Here is a 15,629-nt window from a genome sequence, read left to right on the forward strand (position 1 = left end):
TGTTGCGCAGCGATATCCGCCTCAGCCTGTGTGCCGAACGCAAGCATTAATGTTAATGGAAGCCTCAGATGACCTCTTTTTTACATGCTTATTTTACGCGATTACATTGTCAGCCGTTGGGGGTTCCTACGGTTGAAGCGCTCAGAACGCTTCACTTAGCGCACAACTGCGCGATTCCTTTTGAAAATCTGGATGTGCTACTGCCTCGTGAAATACAGCTCGATGAGACGGCATTAGAGGAGAAACTGCTTTATGCCCGACGCGGTGGATACTGTTTTGAACTGAATGGCCTGTTTGAACGCGCGTTACGCGACATCGGTTTTAACGTCCGAAGCTTATTGGGGCGGGTCATTCTGTCTCATCCCGCCAGTTTACCGCCGCGCACGCACCGTTTGCTGCTGGTTGATGTTGAGGACGAGCAGTGGATCGCGGACGTGGGGTTTGGCGGCCAAACGCTAACCGCGCCGCTTCGTCTGCAGGCTGAAATTGCTCAGCAAACGCCGCATGGCGAATACCGCCTGATGCAGGAGGGGAGCACATGGATTTTACAATTCCGCCACCATGAGCACTGGCAGTCGATGTACTGTTTTGATCTGGGGGTGCAGCAGCAGAGCGATCATGTGATGGGCAATTTCTGGTCGGCTCACTGGCCGCAATCCCATTTTCGTCATCATTTGTTGATGTGCCGCCATTTGCCTGATGGCGGCAAGCTGACATTAACGAATTTCCACTTCACGCGTTACCACCAGGGACATGCCGTTGAACAGGTCAATGTACCGGATGTACCGTCGTTGTATCAGTTACTTCAGCAGCAGTTTGGTCTCGGCGTAAATGATGTAAAGCACGGTTTTACCGAGGCGGAGCTGGCCGCGGTAATGGCTGCATTTGATACCCATCCGGAGGCGGGAAAATAATTTTTTGCCGCGAGGATTTGCGGGCCTGACAAAGATTAAAAAGTAATGGCCCATTCGGCATGAAACAGAATGACCGCCTGGCCGGAGATGGCGACGTTTTCCGGCTGGTTATCGCGAATGGTGACGGTAACATCAACAGTACCCTCTTTGCCTAAAGCGCGCCCCTGATGGCCTTGAATCTGCAGCGTTTTACCGTCATGCGCCATCAGACCATGATGGACGAGCCATGCACCCATCGGGCCATTGGCGTTTCCCGTTACCGGATCTTCCACAATCCCTATCGCCGGGGAAAACATTCGCCCATCGGTTTCGTTTTTTCCCGGACGAATCTGGAAAGGAAAAAAGCCGTTACAGCCAATTTGCTGGCTGATTGCCGTCAGGGCTGCCAGATTCGGAGAAAGGGCATCAATATCAACGTCTGGTTTGAGCAGGATCATCACTTTTGCATGTCCTGTTGAAGCCACCTGAATTGGCGCTCCCGGCACGATATCATCTTCAGTCAGGTTCAGTGCTGTGATGATGGCAGCCCGAATCTCTCCGACTAGCGGTGGTTCAAAAGAGGGCTGACCTTGTTCCAGCGTGATGCGATAGTCGTTGTGTTCGGCATGAATTTCAACGCGATGACGGCCCGCTAACGAGGTTTGCCAGACGGTGGTGTTTCCCAACCCCAGTACCGTTGCCCGAACATAATGCGCGGCCACGGTGGCATGACCACAGATGGGGACTTCCACTGTCGGTGTAAAATAGCGTATGCGCACATCACTCTCTTCGCTTTTTAGCAAAAAGGCGGTTTCCGAGTGACGAAGTTCACGGGCAATCAGCTGCATCTGCGCGTCGCTTAGCGTATCCGCATGTAAGACAACGCCAGCAGAGTTGCCGCGAAAGGGGTCGCTGGTGAAGGCGTCAACATGGTAAATCTGCGGTTTCATTGATATTCTCCTTTGACTGAAGAATCATCATAGCCTGTGCGTTGCCGAATGACGACGCCCATGTGTTTTCTTTGCCCGGTAAGCGTACCCCCGGGCAAAGAGAATTAGCGGCGGGTACGAACAATCTGGTAGCGACGGGTGAAATACTCAAACGGCGCGCTCCAGACATGAACCAGACGGGTGAACGGGAAGAGCAGGAAAATAGTCATTCCAAGCACCAGATGAACGCGGAAAACAAACGCCACACCGTTCAGCATTTCCGAAGACCCGCCGCGGAAGGTGACAATACTTTGCGCCCAGCCCACCAACTTCATCATTTCGCTGCCATCCGGATATTGCGCCGAAAACGGAATGGTGCTCAGGCCAAGCAGACACTGAATCAGCAAAATGCTCATGATGATAATATCAGGTGTAGTGGATGTCGCCCGCACACGCTGATTGGTCAGACGACGCCACAGTAATCCCGCGCCGCCGATCAACGTTAATACGCCGCACACGCCGCCGAGGATCATCGCCATCTGCTGTTTTACCGCAATCGGCAGGAACCAGGCATACATCCAGTGTGGCGTCAGCATTCCAAACAGATGGCCAAAAAAGATCCCCAGAATGCCAATATGGAACAGATTCGACCATATCACCATCCCACGCTTATCCAGCATCTGGCTGGACGACGCGCGCCAGGTATATTGTCCGTAGTCATAGCGCAGCCAACTGCCGAGGAAGAATACCGTGGCGCAAATATAGGGGTAGATGTCGTAAAAAAAGACGTTCAGGTACTGTATCATTTCGGGCCTCCCGCGCTGACGTCGACGTACTGCGGCGCCGCGTCCTGGCTAAAGCGTCGTTGATAATGGTGTAACGGTGAACTGTCACAGGTCGTGGCGTTGTCTTCGATAAACTTCACCTGTTCTTCTTCCCAGACGGCATCCAGTGCCTGACGGGTATCATCCCGCGATTCCTGAACAATCTGTTTGGTGACACTGTCACTTGTAAGCGTACTGCCCGCCAGCGTCAGCAGGGCGTCAAACAGTTGATACCACGGCGCTCCTCGCTGTTTCAGACGACCGCCCAGCAGCGCCAGAATAGGGGCAATATTCTGTAATCCCTCGCGCGCTTCCGCTTCCGGCAACACGCTTAAGTACTCCAGATAGAGCGGCAGGTGATCCGGCAGTTCGCGGCAGTTGAGCTGCAGGCCCACGGTTTCATACTGGCTTAACAAATCGACCATCGCCTGGCCGCGATCGCGGGACTCCGCATGAACATGCTCGAATAACAGCAATGAAGTGGCGCGCCCGCGGTCAAACACTTCACACCATTCTGCTTGTTTATCCAGTAACGGCGCATAAAGCAGCTCGCGAGTGAAGTCGGCCAGCATTGGCGCATCGTGCTGGATAAGGGCAAGCGCTTCATCCCGACATTCCCACAACTCGTCGTCCGGATACTCCATCAACAGGCCAATCGCTTTGAGGATTTGCATTATTCCCCCTCCGCTTTATCACGCACTTCGGTGATATTGATGGCATCAATACGACTACTGTTGAACAGGTTGAATTTGGTATCCGAGCCGTGGCAACCGTCGCCAAAAGTAAAGCCGCAGCCGTTGCGCTCCGGAAAGGCGTCGCGAGCCATTTCCCGGTGGCTGGTGGGAATGACAAAACGATCTTCATAATTGGCAATCGCCAGGTAGCGATACATCTCTTCAACCTGTTGTACGCTCAGACCCACTTCGTCAATCGCGCGGGTATCCGTCACGCCTTCAACCGTCTGCGAGCGCATGTAGTGGCGCATCGCCATCATCCGCTTTAGAGCCCGAATGACCGGACCGGTATCGCCCGCGCTGAGCATATTGGCCAGGTACTGGACCGGAATACGCAGCGTCTCCACCGCCGGCAGAATATTGCCATTGTGCGGTAACCCGCCCGCGTCGGCGTATGACTGGATGGGCGACAGCGGCGGTACGTACCAAACCATCGGCAGGGTACGGTATTCCGGGTGCAGCGGAAGCGCCAGCTTCCAGTCCATCGCCATTTTGTACACCGGCGACCGTTGGGCGGCGTCGATGACGTTTTGAGGGATGCCTTGTTTAAGCGCCTCTTCGATGACCGCCGGATCGTGCGGATTGAGAAACACATCGCACTGACGTTCATACAAATCTGTTTCGTGTTCGGTACTGGCCGCGTCTTCAATCCTGTCGGCGTCGTAGAGCAGAACGCCAAGATAACGGATGCGCCCGACGCAGGTTTCCGAGCAAACGGTCGGCTGGCCGGATTCAATACGCGGATAGCAAAATATGCATTTCTCAGACTTGCCGCTCTTCCAGTTAAAGTAGATTTTTTTGTACGGGCAGCCGCTGATACACAAACGCCAGCCCCGGCATTTATCCTGGTCGATTAGCACGATGCCGTCTTCTTCACGCTTATAAATAGCGCCACTTGGGCAGGTGGCGACACAACTGGGGTTCAGGCAGTGTTCGCACAGGCGCGGCAGGTACATCATGAAGGTGTTTTCGAACTGACCGTACATCTCCTTTTGTATGTTGTCGAAGTTACGGTCGCGGGCGCGTTTTTCAAACTCGCCGCCGAGCAGCTCTTCCCAGTTTGGCCCCCAGATCACCTTGTCCATCCGTTTTCCGTCAATCAGTGAACGAGGACGGGCAGTGGGCTGATGCTTACTCTCCGGCGCATGATGTAAATGCTGATAATCGAAGGTAAAGGGTTCGTAGTAATCATCGATTTGCGGAATCACCGGGTTGGCGAAAATTTTGCTAATTACCCCCATTTTGCCGCCCAGACGGGGCCTTATCTTGCCATTAACATCACGAACCCAACCGCCTTGCCACTCCTGCTGGTCTTCCCAGTTTTTGGGATAGCCGATGCCCGGTTTAGTTTCGACGTTATTGAACCATGCGTATTCCATCCCTTCACGTCCGGTCCAGACGTTTTTACAGGTGACGGAGCAGGTGTGACAGCCAATACATTTATCGAGATTCAGTACCATCCCAACCTGTGAGCGTATTTTCATTTTTTCGCCTCCTGTACCTGATCCCGGCCCTCATCATCCAGCCAGTTAATGTTTTTCATCTTCCTGATCATGATGAATTCATCGCGATTCGAACCCACGGTTCCGTAATAGTTGAAGCCGTAAGCCAGTTGCGCATAGCCGCCGATCATATGCGTCGGTTTTGGACAGACCCGGGTCACGGAGTTATGGATCCCGCCGCGCATCCCGGTCACTTCCGAGCCCGGAATGTTCATAAGCCGCTCCTGGGCGTGGTACATCATGGTCATACCCGGCGGGACGCGCTGGCTGACCACCGCACGAGCGGTAAGGGCGCCATTAGCGTTGAAGGCTTCAATCCAGTCGTTATCTTCAATACCCAATTCACGGGCATCGGCTTCGCTGATCCAGACAATCGGCCCGCCGCGCGACAAGGTCAGCATCAGCAGGTTTTCGCTGTAGGTGGAGTGAATTCCCCATTTCTGGTGCGGCGTCAGGAAGTTAAGCGCTTTTTCCGGGAAACCGTTGGGCGGAATTTCTCGCATTTCGCTGACGCTGCGGGTATCAATCGGCGGACGATATGCCACCAGGCTTTCGCCAAAAGCGCGCATCCACGCATGATCCTGATAGAGTTGTTGCCGCCCCGACAACGTGCGCCACGGGATCAGTTCATGTACGTTGGTATAGCCGGCGTTATAAGAGACATGCTCGCTTTCCAGCCCTGACCAGGTCGGGCTGGAGATAATTTTGCGCGGTTGCGCCTGGATATCACGAAAGCGAATTTTCTCATCTTCTTTATTGATGGCCAGATGGGTGTGCTCGCGCCCGGTCATCTCGCCCAACGCCTGCCAGGCTTTCACCGCCACCTGGCCGTTGGTTTCCGGCGCTAAGGCAAGAATCACTTCCGAAGCATCCAGCGCGGTGTCTATTCGCGGACGTCCTTTCGCCGGGCCATCGTGTTTGGTGTAATTGAGCTTACCGAGGAAATCGACTTCATCTTGCGTATTCCAGGCAATACCCTTACCGCCGTTGCCTAATTTATCCAGCAGGGAACCCAGCGAGGTAAAACGTTCATAGGTGGCCGGATAATCGCGTTCAACCACGACGATATTGGGGGCGGTTTTGCCCGGAATAAGTTCGCACTCGCCTTTACGCCAGTCGAGAATATCAAATGGCTGCGCCAGTTCCGCCGGGGAATCATGCTGGAGCGGGTGTAACACCACATCGGTTTCCTGTCCGAGATGTCCGACACACACTTCAGAAAAGGCGCTAGCGATGCCTTTGTAGATCTCCCAGTCGCTTTTGGATTCCCAGGCAGGATCGACCGCGGCGGAAAGGGGGTGGATAAACGGATGCATATCCGAGGTATTCATATCGTCTTTTTCATACCAGGTGGCGGTCGGCAAGACGATATCGGAAAACAGACAGGTACTGGACATACGGAAATCAAGCGTGACCAACAGATCGAGCTTGCCCTCAATCGCGGCGGACTGCCATTCCACCTCTTCAGGCTTAATTCCTTCGCTGGAACCCAGCGCTTCGCCCTGGATACCGCTGTCGGTGCCCAGCAGATATTTGAGCATGTACTCATGACCTTTCCCGGAGGAGCCGAGCAGGTTAGAGCGCCAGACAAATAAATTTCGCGGGTGATTATGACCACTGTCAGGCTGTTCGCAGGCAAAACGGATAGCGCCTGATTTCAACGCCTGCACGGTATAATCCGCCGCAGACAGCCCGGCTTTATCGGCGCTCGCTTTCACGCTGAGCGGGTTAAGATTAAGCTGCGGCGCCGAGGGTAGCCAGCCCATACGTTCCGCGCGCACGTTGAAATCGATCAGGTGTCCGGAAAATTTAGCCGGATCGGCCAGCGGCGACAGTAACTCTTGCGCAGTCAGTTTTTCATAGCGCCACTGGCTGGCATGGTTGTAGAAAAACGAGGTACTGTTCATCTGACGCGGCGGGCGATTCCAGTCCAGCGCGAAGGCCAGCGGCAGCCAGCCGGTTTGCGGCCGCAGCTTCTCCTGGCCGACATAGTGCGCCCAGCCGCCGCCGGTTTGTCCAACACAGCCGCAGAACACCAGCATGTTAATCATCCCACGGTAATTCATATCCATGTGATACCAGTGATTCACTCCCGCGCCGAGGATGATCATCGAACGACCGTGAGTTTTATGGGCGGTCTCGGCAAATTCACGCGCAATAGTTTCGATATGTCGACGCGGCACGCCGGTAATCTGTTCGCCCCAGGCCGGCGTGTAGGCTTTTACGTCGTTATAATTATTGGCGCTATGGCAGTCATCCAGACCACGATCCAGCCCATAGTTAGCCAGCACCAGATCGTAAACGCTGACGACCATCCGCTCGCTACCGTCCGCCAGAGCCAGGCGTTTCACCGGTAACTGACGTACCAGCACCGGTTCCTGCCGCACGCTGCGGAAATGTGGGTTTTCGTTACCGCCAAAATAGGGGAAGGCGACACCCGCCACGTCATCATGCTGACCAAGTAAAGAGAGCGACAGTTCAGTTTCGACGCCCGCCGCCACCGGTTCCAGGTTCCATTTTCCCTTTTCGCCCCAGCGAAAACCGATAGAACCGTTGGGCGCGACCAGTTCGCCCGTACTGTTGAGCGCGACGGTTTTCCATTCCGGATTATTGGCTTCTCCCAGTCCATCCACCAGATCCGATGCGCGCATCATACGCCCCGGCACATAACTGCCGTCTGCGCGCTCATCCAACAGGACCAGCATTGGCATGTCGGTATAACGGCGGCAATAGTTAAGAAAATAGTCGCTGGGATTATCGAGATGAAACTCTTTTAAAATAACGTGACCCATGGCCATCGCCAGCGCGCTGTCGGTACCTTGCTTTGGCGCCAGCCACTGATCGCACAGTTTAGCGACTTCGGAATAGTCCGGGGTGATGGCGATCGTCTTAGTGCCTTTGTAGCGCACTTCAGTAAAGAAGTGGGCGTCCGGGGTACGCGTCTGCGGCACGTTAGAGCCCCAGGCAATAATGTAGGCTGAGTTATACCAGTCGGCGGACTCCGGCACATCAGTCTGCTCGCCCCAGGTCATTGGCGACGCGGGTGGAAGATCGCAATACCAGTCATAGAAGCTCAGACAAGTACCGCCAAGCAATGACAGATAACGTGTTCCGGCGGCGTAAGAAACCATCGACATCGCCGGAATAGGTGAAAACCCCGCCACACGATCCGGACCATAGGTTTTGATTGTCCAGACGTTAGCGGCGGCAATGAGCTGATTCAGCTCTTTCCAGTTCGAACGAATAAAGCCGCCATGTCCGCGCACCTGTTTGTAACTTTGGCATTTTTGCGGGTCGTTCATTATAGATTCCCATGCCAGTACCGGATCGCTGTGCCGGGAAAGGGCCTCGCGCCACAGTTCTATCAGCCGCTTACGCACCAGAGGGTATTTCAGACGATTGGCGCTATAGAGATACCAGGAGTAGCTGGCGCCGCGCGGGCAGCCGCGCGGTTCATGGTTCGGTAAATCGGGACGCGTGCGCGGGTAGTCGGTTTGCTGGGTTTCCCACGTCACCAGACCGTTTTTGACATAAATTTTCCAGCTACAGGAGCCCGTGCAGTTGACGCCGTGGGTTGAGCGCACGATCTTATCAAACTGCCAGCGCTGGCGATAACTGTCTTCCCAGTCGCGGTTGGTATGCATCACCTGACCATGGCCGTCGGCAAAGGTATCGCCTTTTTGTTTAAAGTAACGAAAGCGATCCAACAGTTTACTCATGACATTTCTCCTGCTTCGATAAATTTTCCGCCACCCTGTCGATTTGGCGTTAAACCATTGCCGGATGGCCGTCCTACAGGTGCGTATGTTGTTATTGTTGTTTAGGCTTACGACGCCCGTAGACCAGCCAGGTCAGCAGGACGCAAGCGAGGTAAAACAGCAAAAAGATTTTCATGGCGCCCACCGGCGAGCCGGTCAAGGCCAAAGAGGTGCCAAACGCTTTTGGAATAAAGAAGCCGCCCACAGCGCCAATAGCGGAGATAAAACCGAGCGCGGCGGCGGTATCCGTCACCGCTTCGCGCTGCGCCTGCTCATCGCTCCCGCCGCGCAGTTTGACGTTGTAGAGCGTGATCTGACGGAAGATCACCGCAATCATCTGGAAGGTAGAACCGCTGCCGAGACCCGCTGTCAAAAACAGGCCCATAAAAACAAGATAGAACGCGCTAAAGCTGCCTGCGCCGGAGCCTGGCAGCGTGAGGAATAGCAAGGCGGTAAACAGCGCCATAAAGATAAAATTAATGAGCGTGACGCGAACGCCGCCGAATTTATCGGAGATCACGCCGCCTGCCGATCGCGCCAGCGCGCCGATAAAGGGGCCAAAGAACGCCAGTTGCAGAATGTTTACGTCGGGAAATTGCGTTTTGGCGAGCATGGCGAAACCTGCGGAAAAGCCGATGAATGACCCGAATGTCGCCAGGTACAGCAGGCTAAGCAGCCACAGGTGCAGACGTTTTAGCACCGGCAATTGCGAGGCGACAGACGCTTTTGAACTGCCGATATCGTTCATACCAAACCAGGCGGCAAGCGTCGCGACAGCCAGTAACGGCACCCAGATCCAGGCGGCGTTAGTGAGGGCGAGCAGGGAGCCATCAGGTTGCGGCACGCCCCGGACGCCTAAAAAAGTAAATATCGGCAGAAAAATAACCAGCGGCGCAATCAACTGCATCACACTGACGCCAAGATTTCCCAGTCCGCCGTTAATACCCAACGCGCTACCTTGTCTGGCTTTTGGAAAGAAAAAACTGATGTTGCCCATACTGGACGCGAAGTTTGCCCCCGCAAAACCGCACAACAGAGCGATGAGCATAAATACCCCGAAAGGGGTGGCGGGATTTTGCACGGCGAATCCCAGCCAGGCGCAGGGAATAATCAATATTACGGTGCTTAATACGGTCCATTTACGACCACCAAACAGTGGCACCATAAAGGAGTAGGGAACGCGTAATATTGCGCCGGAAAGAGAAGGTAATGCGGTTAATAAAAAGAGTTGGTCGGTGGTAAAATTAAATCCAATTTTATTGAGGTTGACGGCAACAGCGCTAAACAACATCCAGACGCAAAATGCCAGGAGCAAACAACTTACTGAAATCCATAAGTTTCTTCTGGCGATGCCTTTCCCTTTATTCTCCCAGAAGGCTGGATTTTCGGGTCGCCAGTCACTCAAGAGATAACGGTTATAATTCTCGTTTTGTCGTGTCATTTTACCCCTCACATGCGCATATCATTTGAAAAAAACACAAAAAAGAGACAGAGCGTCACGCGCTCTTTTGAGAACTTATTGAAGTTTTTTTAGAATATTGAGTGAAAGAATAGATAAAAAACCAGGCCAGCGCGGCGCGAAGAGGAGATATGATGTTTCTTAATTGTTACTATTTGTAAACTAAAAGTGATTTTTATTAAATTATTTGTAACTTTACGCAAAGAGTTCAAGCGTAATCATACGATCCAGATGGTATTTAAACGCGGGATCGGCCATTTCCGGAATACCCAGCACATACATACCGTCCAGCCCGCACACCAGTGCGATAAGCCGCCAGGCGATATCCGTGGCGTTAGCAGTAAACGTAAATTCTCCTGCCTGTTTGCCCTGCTCGATAATTGTGACCGTTTCCTCATGCCACATCTGCATCGTGAGGAGATAAGCATCTCTGATGTGCGGATCCCGATCGGCCAGAATTTGCGCCTCTCGCCACAATTTTATGTAAGGCTCAAAGCCGCCGTCTTCGCTACCCAACATAGCGTGAAGCCGTGCACGCCAGGTGGCGGGCGGCGGAACTTGCCCGGCATCAAGCAGGGTGCGGATCAAATGGACAAAGGCCAGCGCTTTGAGCTCGCCCGCCGAGCTGAAGTGGTGATGCACCTGGCCGGCGGCGACATCGGCTTCTGATGCGATTCGTCGCACCGTCATGGCGGCAAACCCCTCTGCCAGCGCCACGCGCATCGCCGCTTGCAGGATCACTTCGCGGCGTTCATCCCGGTTAAGGTAACTCATATTTTCCCCACATTAGCCAATGCGCGCAGTGTAACAAAAAGCTGGACATTCGTTCAACTTACCGTAGGATCCTGAAGCTGGACAAGCGTCCAAATTTGAGTTTTTGAAGGGAGAGTTATGTTTCGTCAGTGGTTAACGTTAGTCATTATTGTGCTGGTCTATATTCCTGTCGCCATTGATGCCACGGTCTTGCATGTCGCCGCGCCGACACTGAGTATGACACTGGGGGCCAGCGGCAACGAGCTGCTGTGGATCATTGATATTTATTCTTTGGTCATGGCTGGCATGGTGTTGCCGATGGGCGCGCTTGGCGATCGTATCGGTTTTAAACGCCTGCTGATGCTGGGCGGGACGCTCTTTGGCCTGGCGTCACTGGCGGCGGCGTTTTCGCATACCGCCAGTTGGCTTATCGCCACCAGGGTATTACTGGCTATTGGCGCGGCGATGATTGTACCGGCGACGCTGGCCGGGATACGCGCCACCTTTTGCGAAGAGAAGCATCGCAACATGGCGCTGGGCGTCTGGGCAGCGGTAGGTTCGGGCGGAGCGGCGTTTGGGCCGCTCATCGGCGGCATATTATTAGAGCATTTTTACTGGGGATCGGTTTTCCTGATCAACGTGCCGATTGTGCTGGTCGTCATGGGCTTAACCGCCCGCTATGTTCCTCGCCAGGCGGGCCGTCGCGATCAACCGCTCAATCTTGGCCATGCGGTGATGCTGATTGTTGCTATTTTGCTGTTGGTCTATAGCGCTAAAACCGCGCTGAAAGGGCATCTGTCGCTGTGGGTCATCTCGCTTACCCTGCTTACCGGCGCGCTGCTCCTGGGACTCTTTATCCGCACACAGCTTGCGACATCGCGTCCGATGATTGATATGCGGCTATTTACCCATCGCATTATCCTGAGCGGCGTCGTGATGGCGATGACCGCGATGATCACTCTGGTGGGCTTTGAGCTGCTGATGGCGCAAGAGCTACAGTTTGTTCACGGGCTATCGCCTTATGAGGCCGGGGTATTTATGCTGCCGGTGATGGTCGCCAGTGGATTCAGCGGGCCGATTGCGGGCGTGCTGGTCTCGCGTCTGGGACTACGGCTGGTCGCGACGGGCGGCATGGCGTTAAGCGCGCTGAGTTTTTATGGCCTGGCGATGACGGATTTCAGTACCCAACAATGGCAGGCCTGGGGGCTGATGGCGCTGCTGGGATTTAGCGCCGCCAGTGCATTGCTGGCTTCCACGTCGGCAATTATGGCCGCTGCGCCGGCAGAAAAAGCGGCGGCGGCCGGCGCGATAGAAACGATGGCTTATGAACTGGGCGCGGGACTGGGCATTGCCATTTTCGGTCTGTTGTTAAGCCGTAGCTTCTCCGCGTCTATCCGTCTGCCTGCCGGGCTTGAGGCGCAAGAGATTGCCAGAGCGTCATCTTCAATGGGAGAAGCCGTGCAGTTGGCGAATAGCCTACCGCCCACGCAGGGGCAGGCAATACTGGACGCCGCCAGACATGCCTTTATCTGGTCGCATAGCGTGGCGTTAAGCAGCGCCGGGAGTATGCTTCTTTTGCTGGCGGTAGGGATGTGGTTCAGCCTGGCAAAAGCCCAACGCCGATAACATAACGCCTGGTGAGATAAGCGCTTAATGCGCTAGCTGGCAGGGGGAGTCCATTTCCTCAACCTCTTTACCGCTGAGGCGTGCGTATTGCCCCGTCAGTCGCCAGAAGGCAGGCTGGGTTTCGGTATAGATTTCCGCAGCCAGAATCAGCCGACGGCGATCAACTTCGTTCAGTTCCAGTAAGGTCCAGGGAATAAAATAGCGATCGGTATCGGTAAGCCGAAACCACAGCGGACACCCGCAGCCGGAACAGAAGTAGCGTTCGCCGCGCGAAGAGGATGAAAAGTATGGCGGTTCCGGGGAAAGGGGGGCTAGCTGTGGTTGCCCGCAGGCTTCCAGATACATGGCTATTCCACCCGACCATTTTTGACACAGCGTACAATGGCAGGCATAGACATCCAGCATTTCGACGTCAACGGTAAAATGGCTCTGTCCGCAAAGACAACGACCAGTGAACGTCTGCACGGCATACTCCTTATGACCGAGTCTACATCAAGAGAAAAAGCCAGCCCTGAAAGGACTGGCTTTGTATTCAGACTACAACAAAATTAGAACTGGTAGTTCAGACCAACAGCAACGATGTTGTCAGTGCTGATCTGCGCAACATTTTTAGTGAAGTTGGTGTCATCCAGCAGGTTGATTTTGTAATCAACGAAGGTGGACATGTTTTTGTTGAAGTAGTAGGTAGCACCGACATCGATGTACTCAACCAGATCCTGGTCGCCGTAAGCACCCAGATCTTTACCTTTGGATTTCAGGTAAGCAATGGACGGACGCAGACCGAAGTCGAACTGGTACTGAGCAACAGCTTCAAAGTTCTGAGTTTTGTTAGCAATACCGTCGATTTTACCGAATGTGGTCATATTCAGCGTTTCGGAGTAGGTGGTCGCCAGATAGATATTGTTCGCATCATATTTCAGACCAGCAGCCCACACTTCCGCATTCTGGCCAGAAGCATACAGGCCATTGGTGCCGTTGCGCACCTGACGGTCAGTACGGTCAGACTTCGCATAGGCCGCACCCACGCCAAAACCTTCGTACTCATACGTTGCGGACAGACCGAAACCGTCGCCGTTTGCTTCTACTTCATTGTCACGATCGTTTTTGCCCTGATACTGCGCGGCAAAGTTCAGACCTTCAACCAGACCGAAGAAATCGGTGTTACGGTAGGTGGCAACGCCGGTAGCACGCTGGGTCATGAATACGTCAGTCTGGGTCCAGGTATCGCCACCGAACTCTGGCAGAACGTCGGTCCATGCGCCGATGTCGTAAGCAACGCCGTAGTTACGACCGTAGTCGAAAGAACCGTATTCAGCGAATTTCAGACCAGCGAATGCCAGACGGGTTTTGTCTTTGTCGGAACCTTCAGATTCAGTACGGTTGCCTTTGAATTCATATTCCCACTGGCCAAAACCAACCAGTTGGTCATTGATCTGCGTTTCGCCTTTAAAGCCCAGACGCGCGTAAGTTTTGTCACCATCACTTCCGTTATCATCAGAGAAATAATGCTGAGCATGAACTTTACCGTACAGATCCAGTTTATTGCCGTCTTTGTTATATACCTCGGCTGCATTTACAACGCCTGCTGCCAACAGGGAAGTCACTGCCACTGCCACTAACTTAAGTTTCATTTTAATAATCCTTATAATTTTCTTAGCGTGTTTCCTCAACCATTGTTAAACGAGGCGTTTGTCAATGGCAGACTATTTTTAAATGACGGAGTGGCATAAGTTCAATAATAAGTTTCATAAGATTACAAATTATTTTAATTTGTGTGATCGAGATCTCCTTAATACATTTGAGAGTATTAATTCAAATAGGGACTGTCTAATAAGATATATTTTCGGAGGGGATTATTGATCTGTTTATAATTTTATTTTTGGTAGTAACGATTGATTATTATATGCACTAATACAGTTGCCAGCTAGCGTTGATTATATATTTGTTAATATGATTATATCATTGCATTAACATATTTAACGATTTTATAAAATCCATTTTTACCAGCGCATCCTGGTATGGCGCAGGGAGAGCACGTGAAAATGAAAAATCGTCAAATACACACAGGCGATAGATAAAAGCGTAGTTGTGTTATGAAGAGTGTCAAGGTACAGCGGGCGGATTTTATATCAACATCGGCCCGCCCGTCGCTTAGCGCCGCCGCGTTGCCAGCCAACAAAGTAGCGAACCTACGCAAACCATGACTGCGCCTTGCCAGAAGGAGAATGACAGTGGCGAGCTGAGTAACAGCGCTGCCAGAGCAGAGGACATGACGGGGGTAAAATACGACCCTACGGCCATGATAGTCACATTGCCATGAAGTATGCCCACATTCCATGCTGCGTAGGCAAACCCCAACGTTAATGCCGCGGTAAAAAGTTTAGCAATCACCGGTAGGCTAAATATCATGGCAGGTTGCGGTGTAAGAAAATAGTGGAACCACAGCGCCACGGCGGTGAGTAACACAAAGACGGTGATACCGTTAAAACCACGCGCATATTTATTGGTGACGGTGCAGTATGTCGCCCATATAAACGCCCCAAGAAATGCCAGTAAATAACTTAGCGGACTGGTGGCGACATTGTTGATAATTTCTCCGGCATTAAGACCATTCTCTCCCCCCAGAACCCAGCAAACGCCAGTAAGTGCAATAAGCAATCCAGGAACAATAAGCCAGTTAGTTTTTTGCCCGTTAAAAAGAATGGCAAACAGAATGGTCAGGCTGGGCCATAAATAGTTAACCATGCCGACTTCGATAGCCTGATGGCGAGTGGCGGCATAACCGAGAGAAAGCGCCAGGCATATTTCATAACTGACAAACAGTACGCTGCCTGCGATGAGGTATCGCCCCGGGAAACGACGGATATCAGGTAATCCGACGGTAAAAATCAGCAGCAGGCCGCTTAATGAATAGATCATGGCTGCGCCGCCTACCGGTCCGAGACCTTCGCTGACGCCGCGAATTAACCCAACCATCGTGCTCCACAGAACGATGGCAACAAGCCCTATTAGCGTTGCTTTTTGTGATGTCATGCTTTGTGACTGTCCTGAATACCGCGCAAAATAAACTGCCACTTATAGCACTTTTTCCGAGGGCGATGCCATGCAGTGTCATTTTTTAGTACCTCCCTGGAGTTATTGCGGTTTAAAA

At 53.0% G+C, this 15,629-nt stretch carries 12 protein-coding genes; 2 read left to right on the forward strand and 10 right to left on the reverse strand.

Features of this window, described 5'->3' with window-relative positions; all coding sequences use genetic code 11:
• Positions 1-68 precede the first annotated feature (68 nt).
• Entirely contained in the window at positions 69-914 is an 846-nt protein-coding gene (nhoA, locus tag EOS97_RS21435; RefSeq protein WP_000200329.1) for an N-hydroxyarylamine O-acetyltransferase, read from the forward strand.
• A 35-nt stretch (positions 915-949) separates the two neighbouring features.
• On the opposite strand, the gene EOS97_RS21440 is transcribed toward nhoA, so the two are convergent.
• The 7 genes from EOS97_RS21440 to EOS97_RS21470 all read right to left on the reverse strand — a co-directional run bounded on the left by EOS97_RS21440 (position 950) and on the right by EOS97_RS21470 (position 10,873).
• Positions 950-1,843 (reverse strand): PhzF family isomerase, encoded by an 894-nt coding sequence (locus EOS97_RS21440; protein ID WP_000804286.1) that lies wholly within the window; start codon positions 1,841-1,843, stop codon positions 950-952.
• A gap of 104 nt (positions 1,844-1,947) precedes the next feature.
• Positions 1,948-2,628: a respiratory nitrate reductase subunit gamma gene (gene narI / locus EOS97_RS21445; protein WP_000617103.1), complete on the reverse strand. Its 681-nt coding sequence runs from the start codon at positions 2,626-2,628 to the stop codon at positions 1,948-1,950.
• Positions 2,625-3,320 carry a nitrate reductase molybdenum cofactor assembly chaperone gene (gene narW / locus EOS97_RS21450; RefSeq protein ID WP_001166287.1) on the reverse strand — a complete coding sequence of 232 codons (696 nt, stop codon included), beginning with the start codon at positions 3,318-3,320 and terminating at the stop codon, positions 2,625-2,627. The genes narI and narW overlap by 4 nt, the downstream gene beginning before the upstream one ends.
• Positions 3,320-4,864: a nitrate reductase subunit beta gene (narH, locus tag EOS97_RS21455; RefSeq protein WP_000702580.1), complete on the reverse strand. Its 1,545-nt coding sequence runs from the start codon at positions 4,862-4,864 to the stop codon at positions 3,320-3,322. The genes narW and narH overlap by 1 nt, the downstream gene beginning before the upstream one ends.
• Positions 4,861-8,601 carry a nitrate reductase subunit alpha gene (locus tag EOS97_RS21460; RefSeq protein ID WP_000040390.1) on the reverse strand — a complete coding sequence of 1,247 codons (3,741 nt, stop codon included), beginning with the start codon at positions 8,599-8,601 and terminating at the stop codon, positions 4,861-4,863. The genes narH and EOS97_RS21460 overlap by 4 nt, the downstream gene beginning before the upstream one ends.
• Before the next feature lie 91 nt (positions 8,602-8,692).
• Positions 8,693-10,081 carry a NarK family nitrate/nitrite MFS transporter gene (locus EOS97_RS21465; protein ID WP_000198256.1) on the reverse strand — a complete coding sequence of 463 codons (1,389 nt, stop codon included), beginning with the start codon at positions 10,079-10,081 and terminating at the stop codon, positions 8,693-8,695.
• A 213-nt stretch (positions 10,082-10,294) separates the two neighbouring features.
• The gene (locus EOS97_RS21470) at positions 10,295-10,873 is read right to left on the reverse strand and encodes a TetR family transcriptional regulator (RefSeq protein ID WP_000121044.1); all 579 of its coding nucleotides are present in this window, start codon (positions 10,871-10,873) and stop codon (positions 10,295-10,297) included.
• Positions 10,874-10,990: 117 nt separating this feature from the next.
• On the opposite strand from EOS97_RS21470, the gene smvA reads away from it, so the two are divergent.
• Positions 10,991-12,478, forward strand: coding sequence for a methyl viologen efflux MFS transporter SmvA (gene smvA / locus EOS97_RS21475; protein WP_000489743.1), 1,488 nt, complete (start codon positions 10,991-10,993; stop codon positions 12,476-12,478).
• A 24-nt stretch (positions 12,479-12,502) separates the two neighbouring features.
• Here the strand turns inward: smvA and EOS97_RS21480 are convergent, their stop codons facing one another.
• The 3 genes from EOS97_RS21480 to yddG all read right to left on the reverse strand — a co-directional run bounded on the left by EOS97_RS21480 (position 12,503) and on the right by yddG (position 15,511).
• Positions 12,503-12,883, reverse strand: a complete 381-nt coding sequence (locus EOS97_RS21480) for a GFA family protein (RefSeq protein ID WP_014343841.1) — start codon at positions 12,881-12,883, stop codon at positions 12,503-12,505.
• Between the two features lie 143 nt (positions 12,884-13,026).
• Positions 13,027-14,109, reverse strand: a complete 1,083-nt coding sequence (ompD, locus tag EOS97_RS21485) for a porin OmpD (RefSeq protein ID WP_000769043.1) — start codon at positions 14,107-14,109, stop codon at positions 13,027-13,029.
• A 520-nt stretch (positions 14,110-14,629) separates the two neighbouring features.
• Entirely contained in the window at positions 14,630-15,511 is an 882-nt protein-coding gene (yddG, locus tag EOS97_RS21490) for an aromatic amino acid efflux DMT transporter YddG (protein WP_000203786.1), read from the reverse strand.
• Between the last annotated feature and the right edge of the window lie 118 nt (positions 15,512-15,629).

Origin of the sequence: Salmonella sp. SSDFZ54 (genome assembly GCF_004010735.1) — a bacterium.
GTDB lineage: Bacteria > Pseudomonadota > Gammaproteobacteria > Enterobacterales > Enterobacteriaceae > Salmonella > Salmonella enterica.

Excerpts from the sequence above, each read along its gene's own strand:
- nhoA (WP_000200329.1), top strand. The coding sequence starts at position 69 with ATGACCTCTTTTTTACATGCTTATTTTACGCGATTACATTGTCAGCCG.
- EOS97_RS21440 (WP_000804286.1), bottom strand. The coding sequence starts at position 1,843 with ATGAAACCGCAGATTTACCATGTTGACGCCTTCACCAGCGACCCCTTT.
- narI (WP_000617103.1), bottom strand. The coding sequence starts at position 2,628 with ATGATACAGTACCTGAACGTCTTTTTTTACGACATCTACCCCTATATT.
- narW (WP_001166287.1), bottom strand. The coding sequence starts at position 3,320 with ATGCAAATCCTCAAAGCGATTGGCCTGTTGATGGAGTATCCGGACGAC.
- narH (WP_000702580.1), bottom strand. The coding sequence starts at position 4,864 with ATGAAAATACGCTCACAGGTTGGGATGGTACTGAATCTCGATAAATGT.
- EOS97_RS21460 (WP_000040390.1), bottom strand. The coding sequence starts at position 8,601 with ATGAGTAAACTGTTGGATCGCTTTCGTTACTTTAAACAAAAAGGCGAT.
- EOS97_RS21465 (WP_000198256.1), bottom strand. The coding sequence starts at position 10,081 with ATGACACGACAAAACGAGAATTATAACCGTTATCTCTTGAGTGACTGG.
- EOS97_RS21470 (WP_000121044.1), bottom strand. The coding sequence starts at position 10,873 with ATGAGTTACCTTAACCGGGATGAACGCCGCGAAGTGATCCTGCAAGCG.
- smvA (WP_000489743.1), top strand. The coding sequence starts at position 10,991 with ATGTTTCGTCAGTGGTTAACGTTAGTCATTATTGTGCTGGTCTATATT.
- EOS97_RS21480 (WP_014343841.1), bottom strand. The coding sequence starts at position 12,883 with ATGCTGGATGTCTATGCCTGCCATTGTACGCTGTGTCAAAAATGGTCG.
- ompD (WP_000769043.1), bottom strand. The coding sequence starts at position 14,109 with ATGAAACTTAAGTTAGTGGCAGTGGCAGTGACTTCCCTGTTGGCAGCA.
- yddG (WP_000203786.1), bottom strand. The coding sequence starts at position 15,511 with ATGACATCACAAAAAGCAACGCTAATAGGGCTTGTTGCCATCGTTCTG.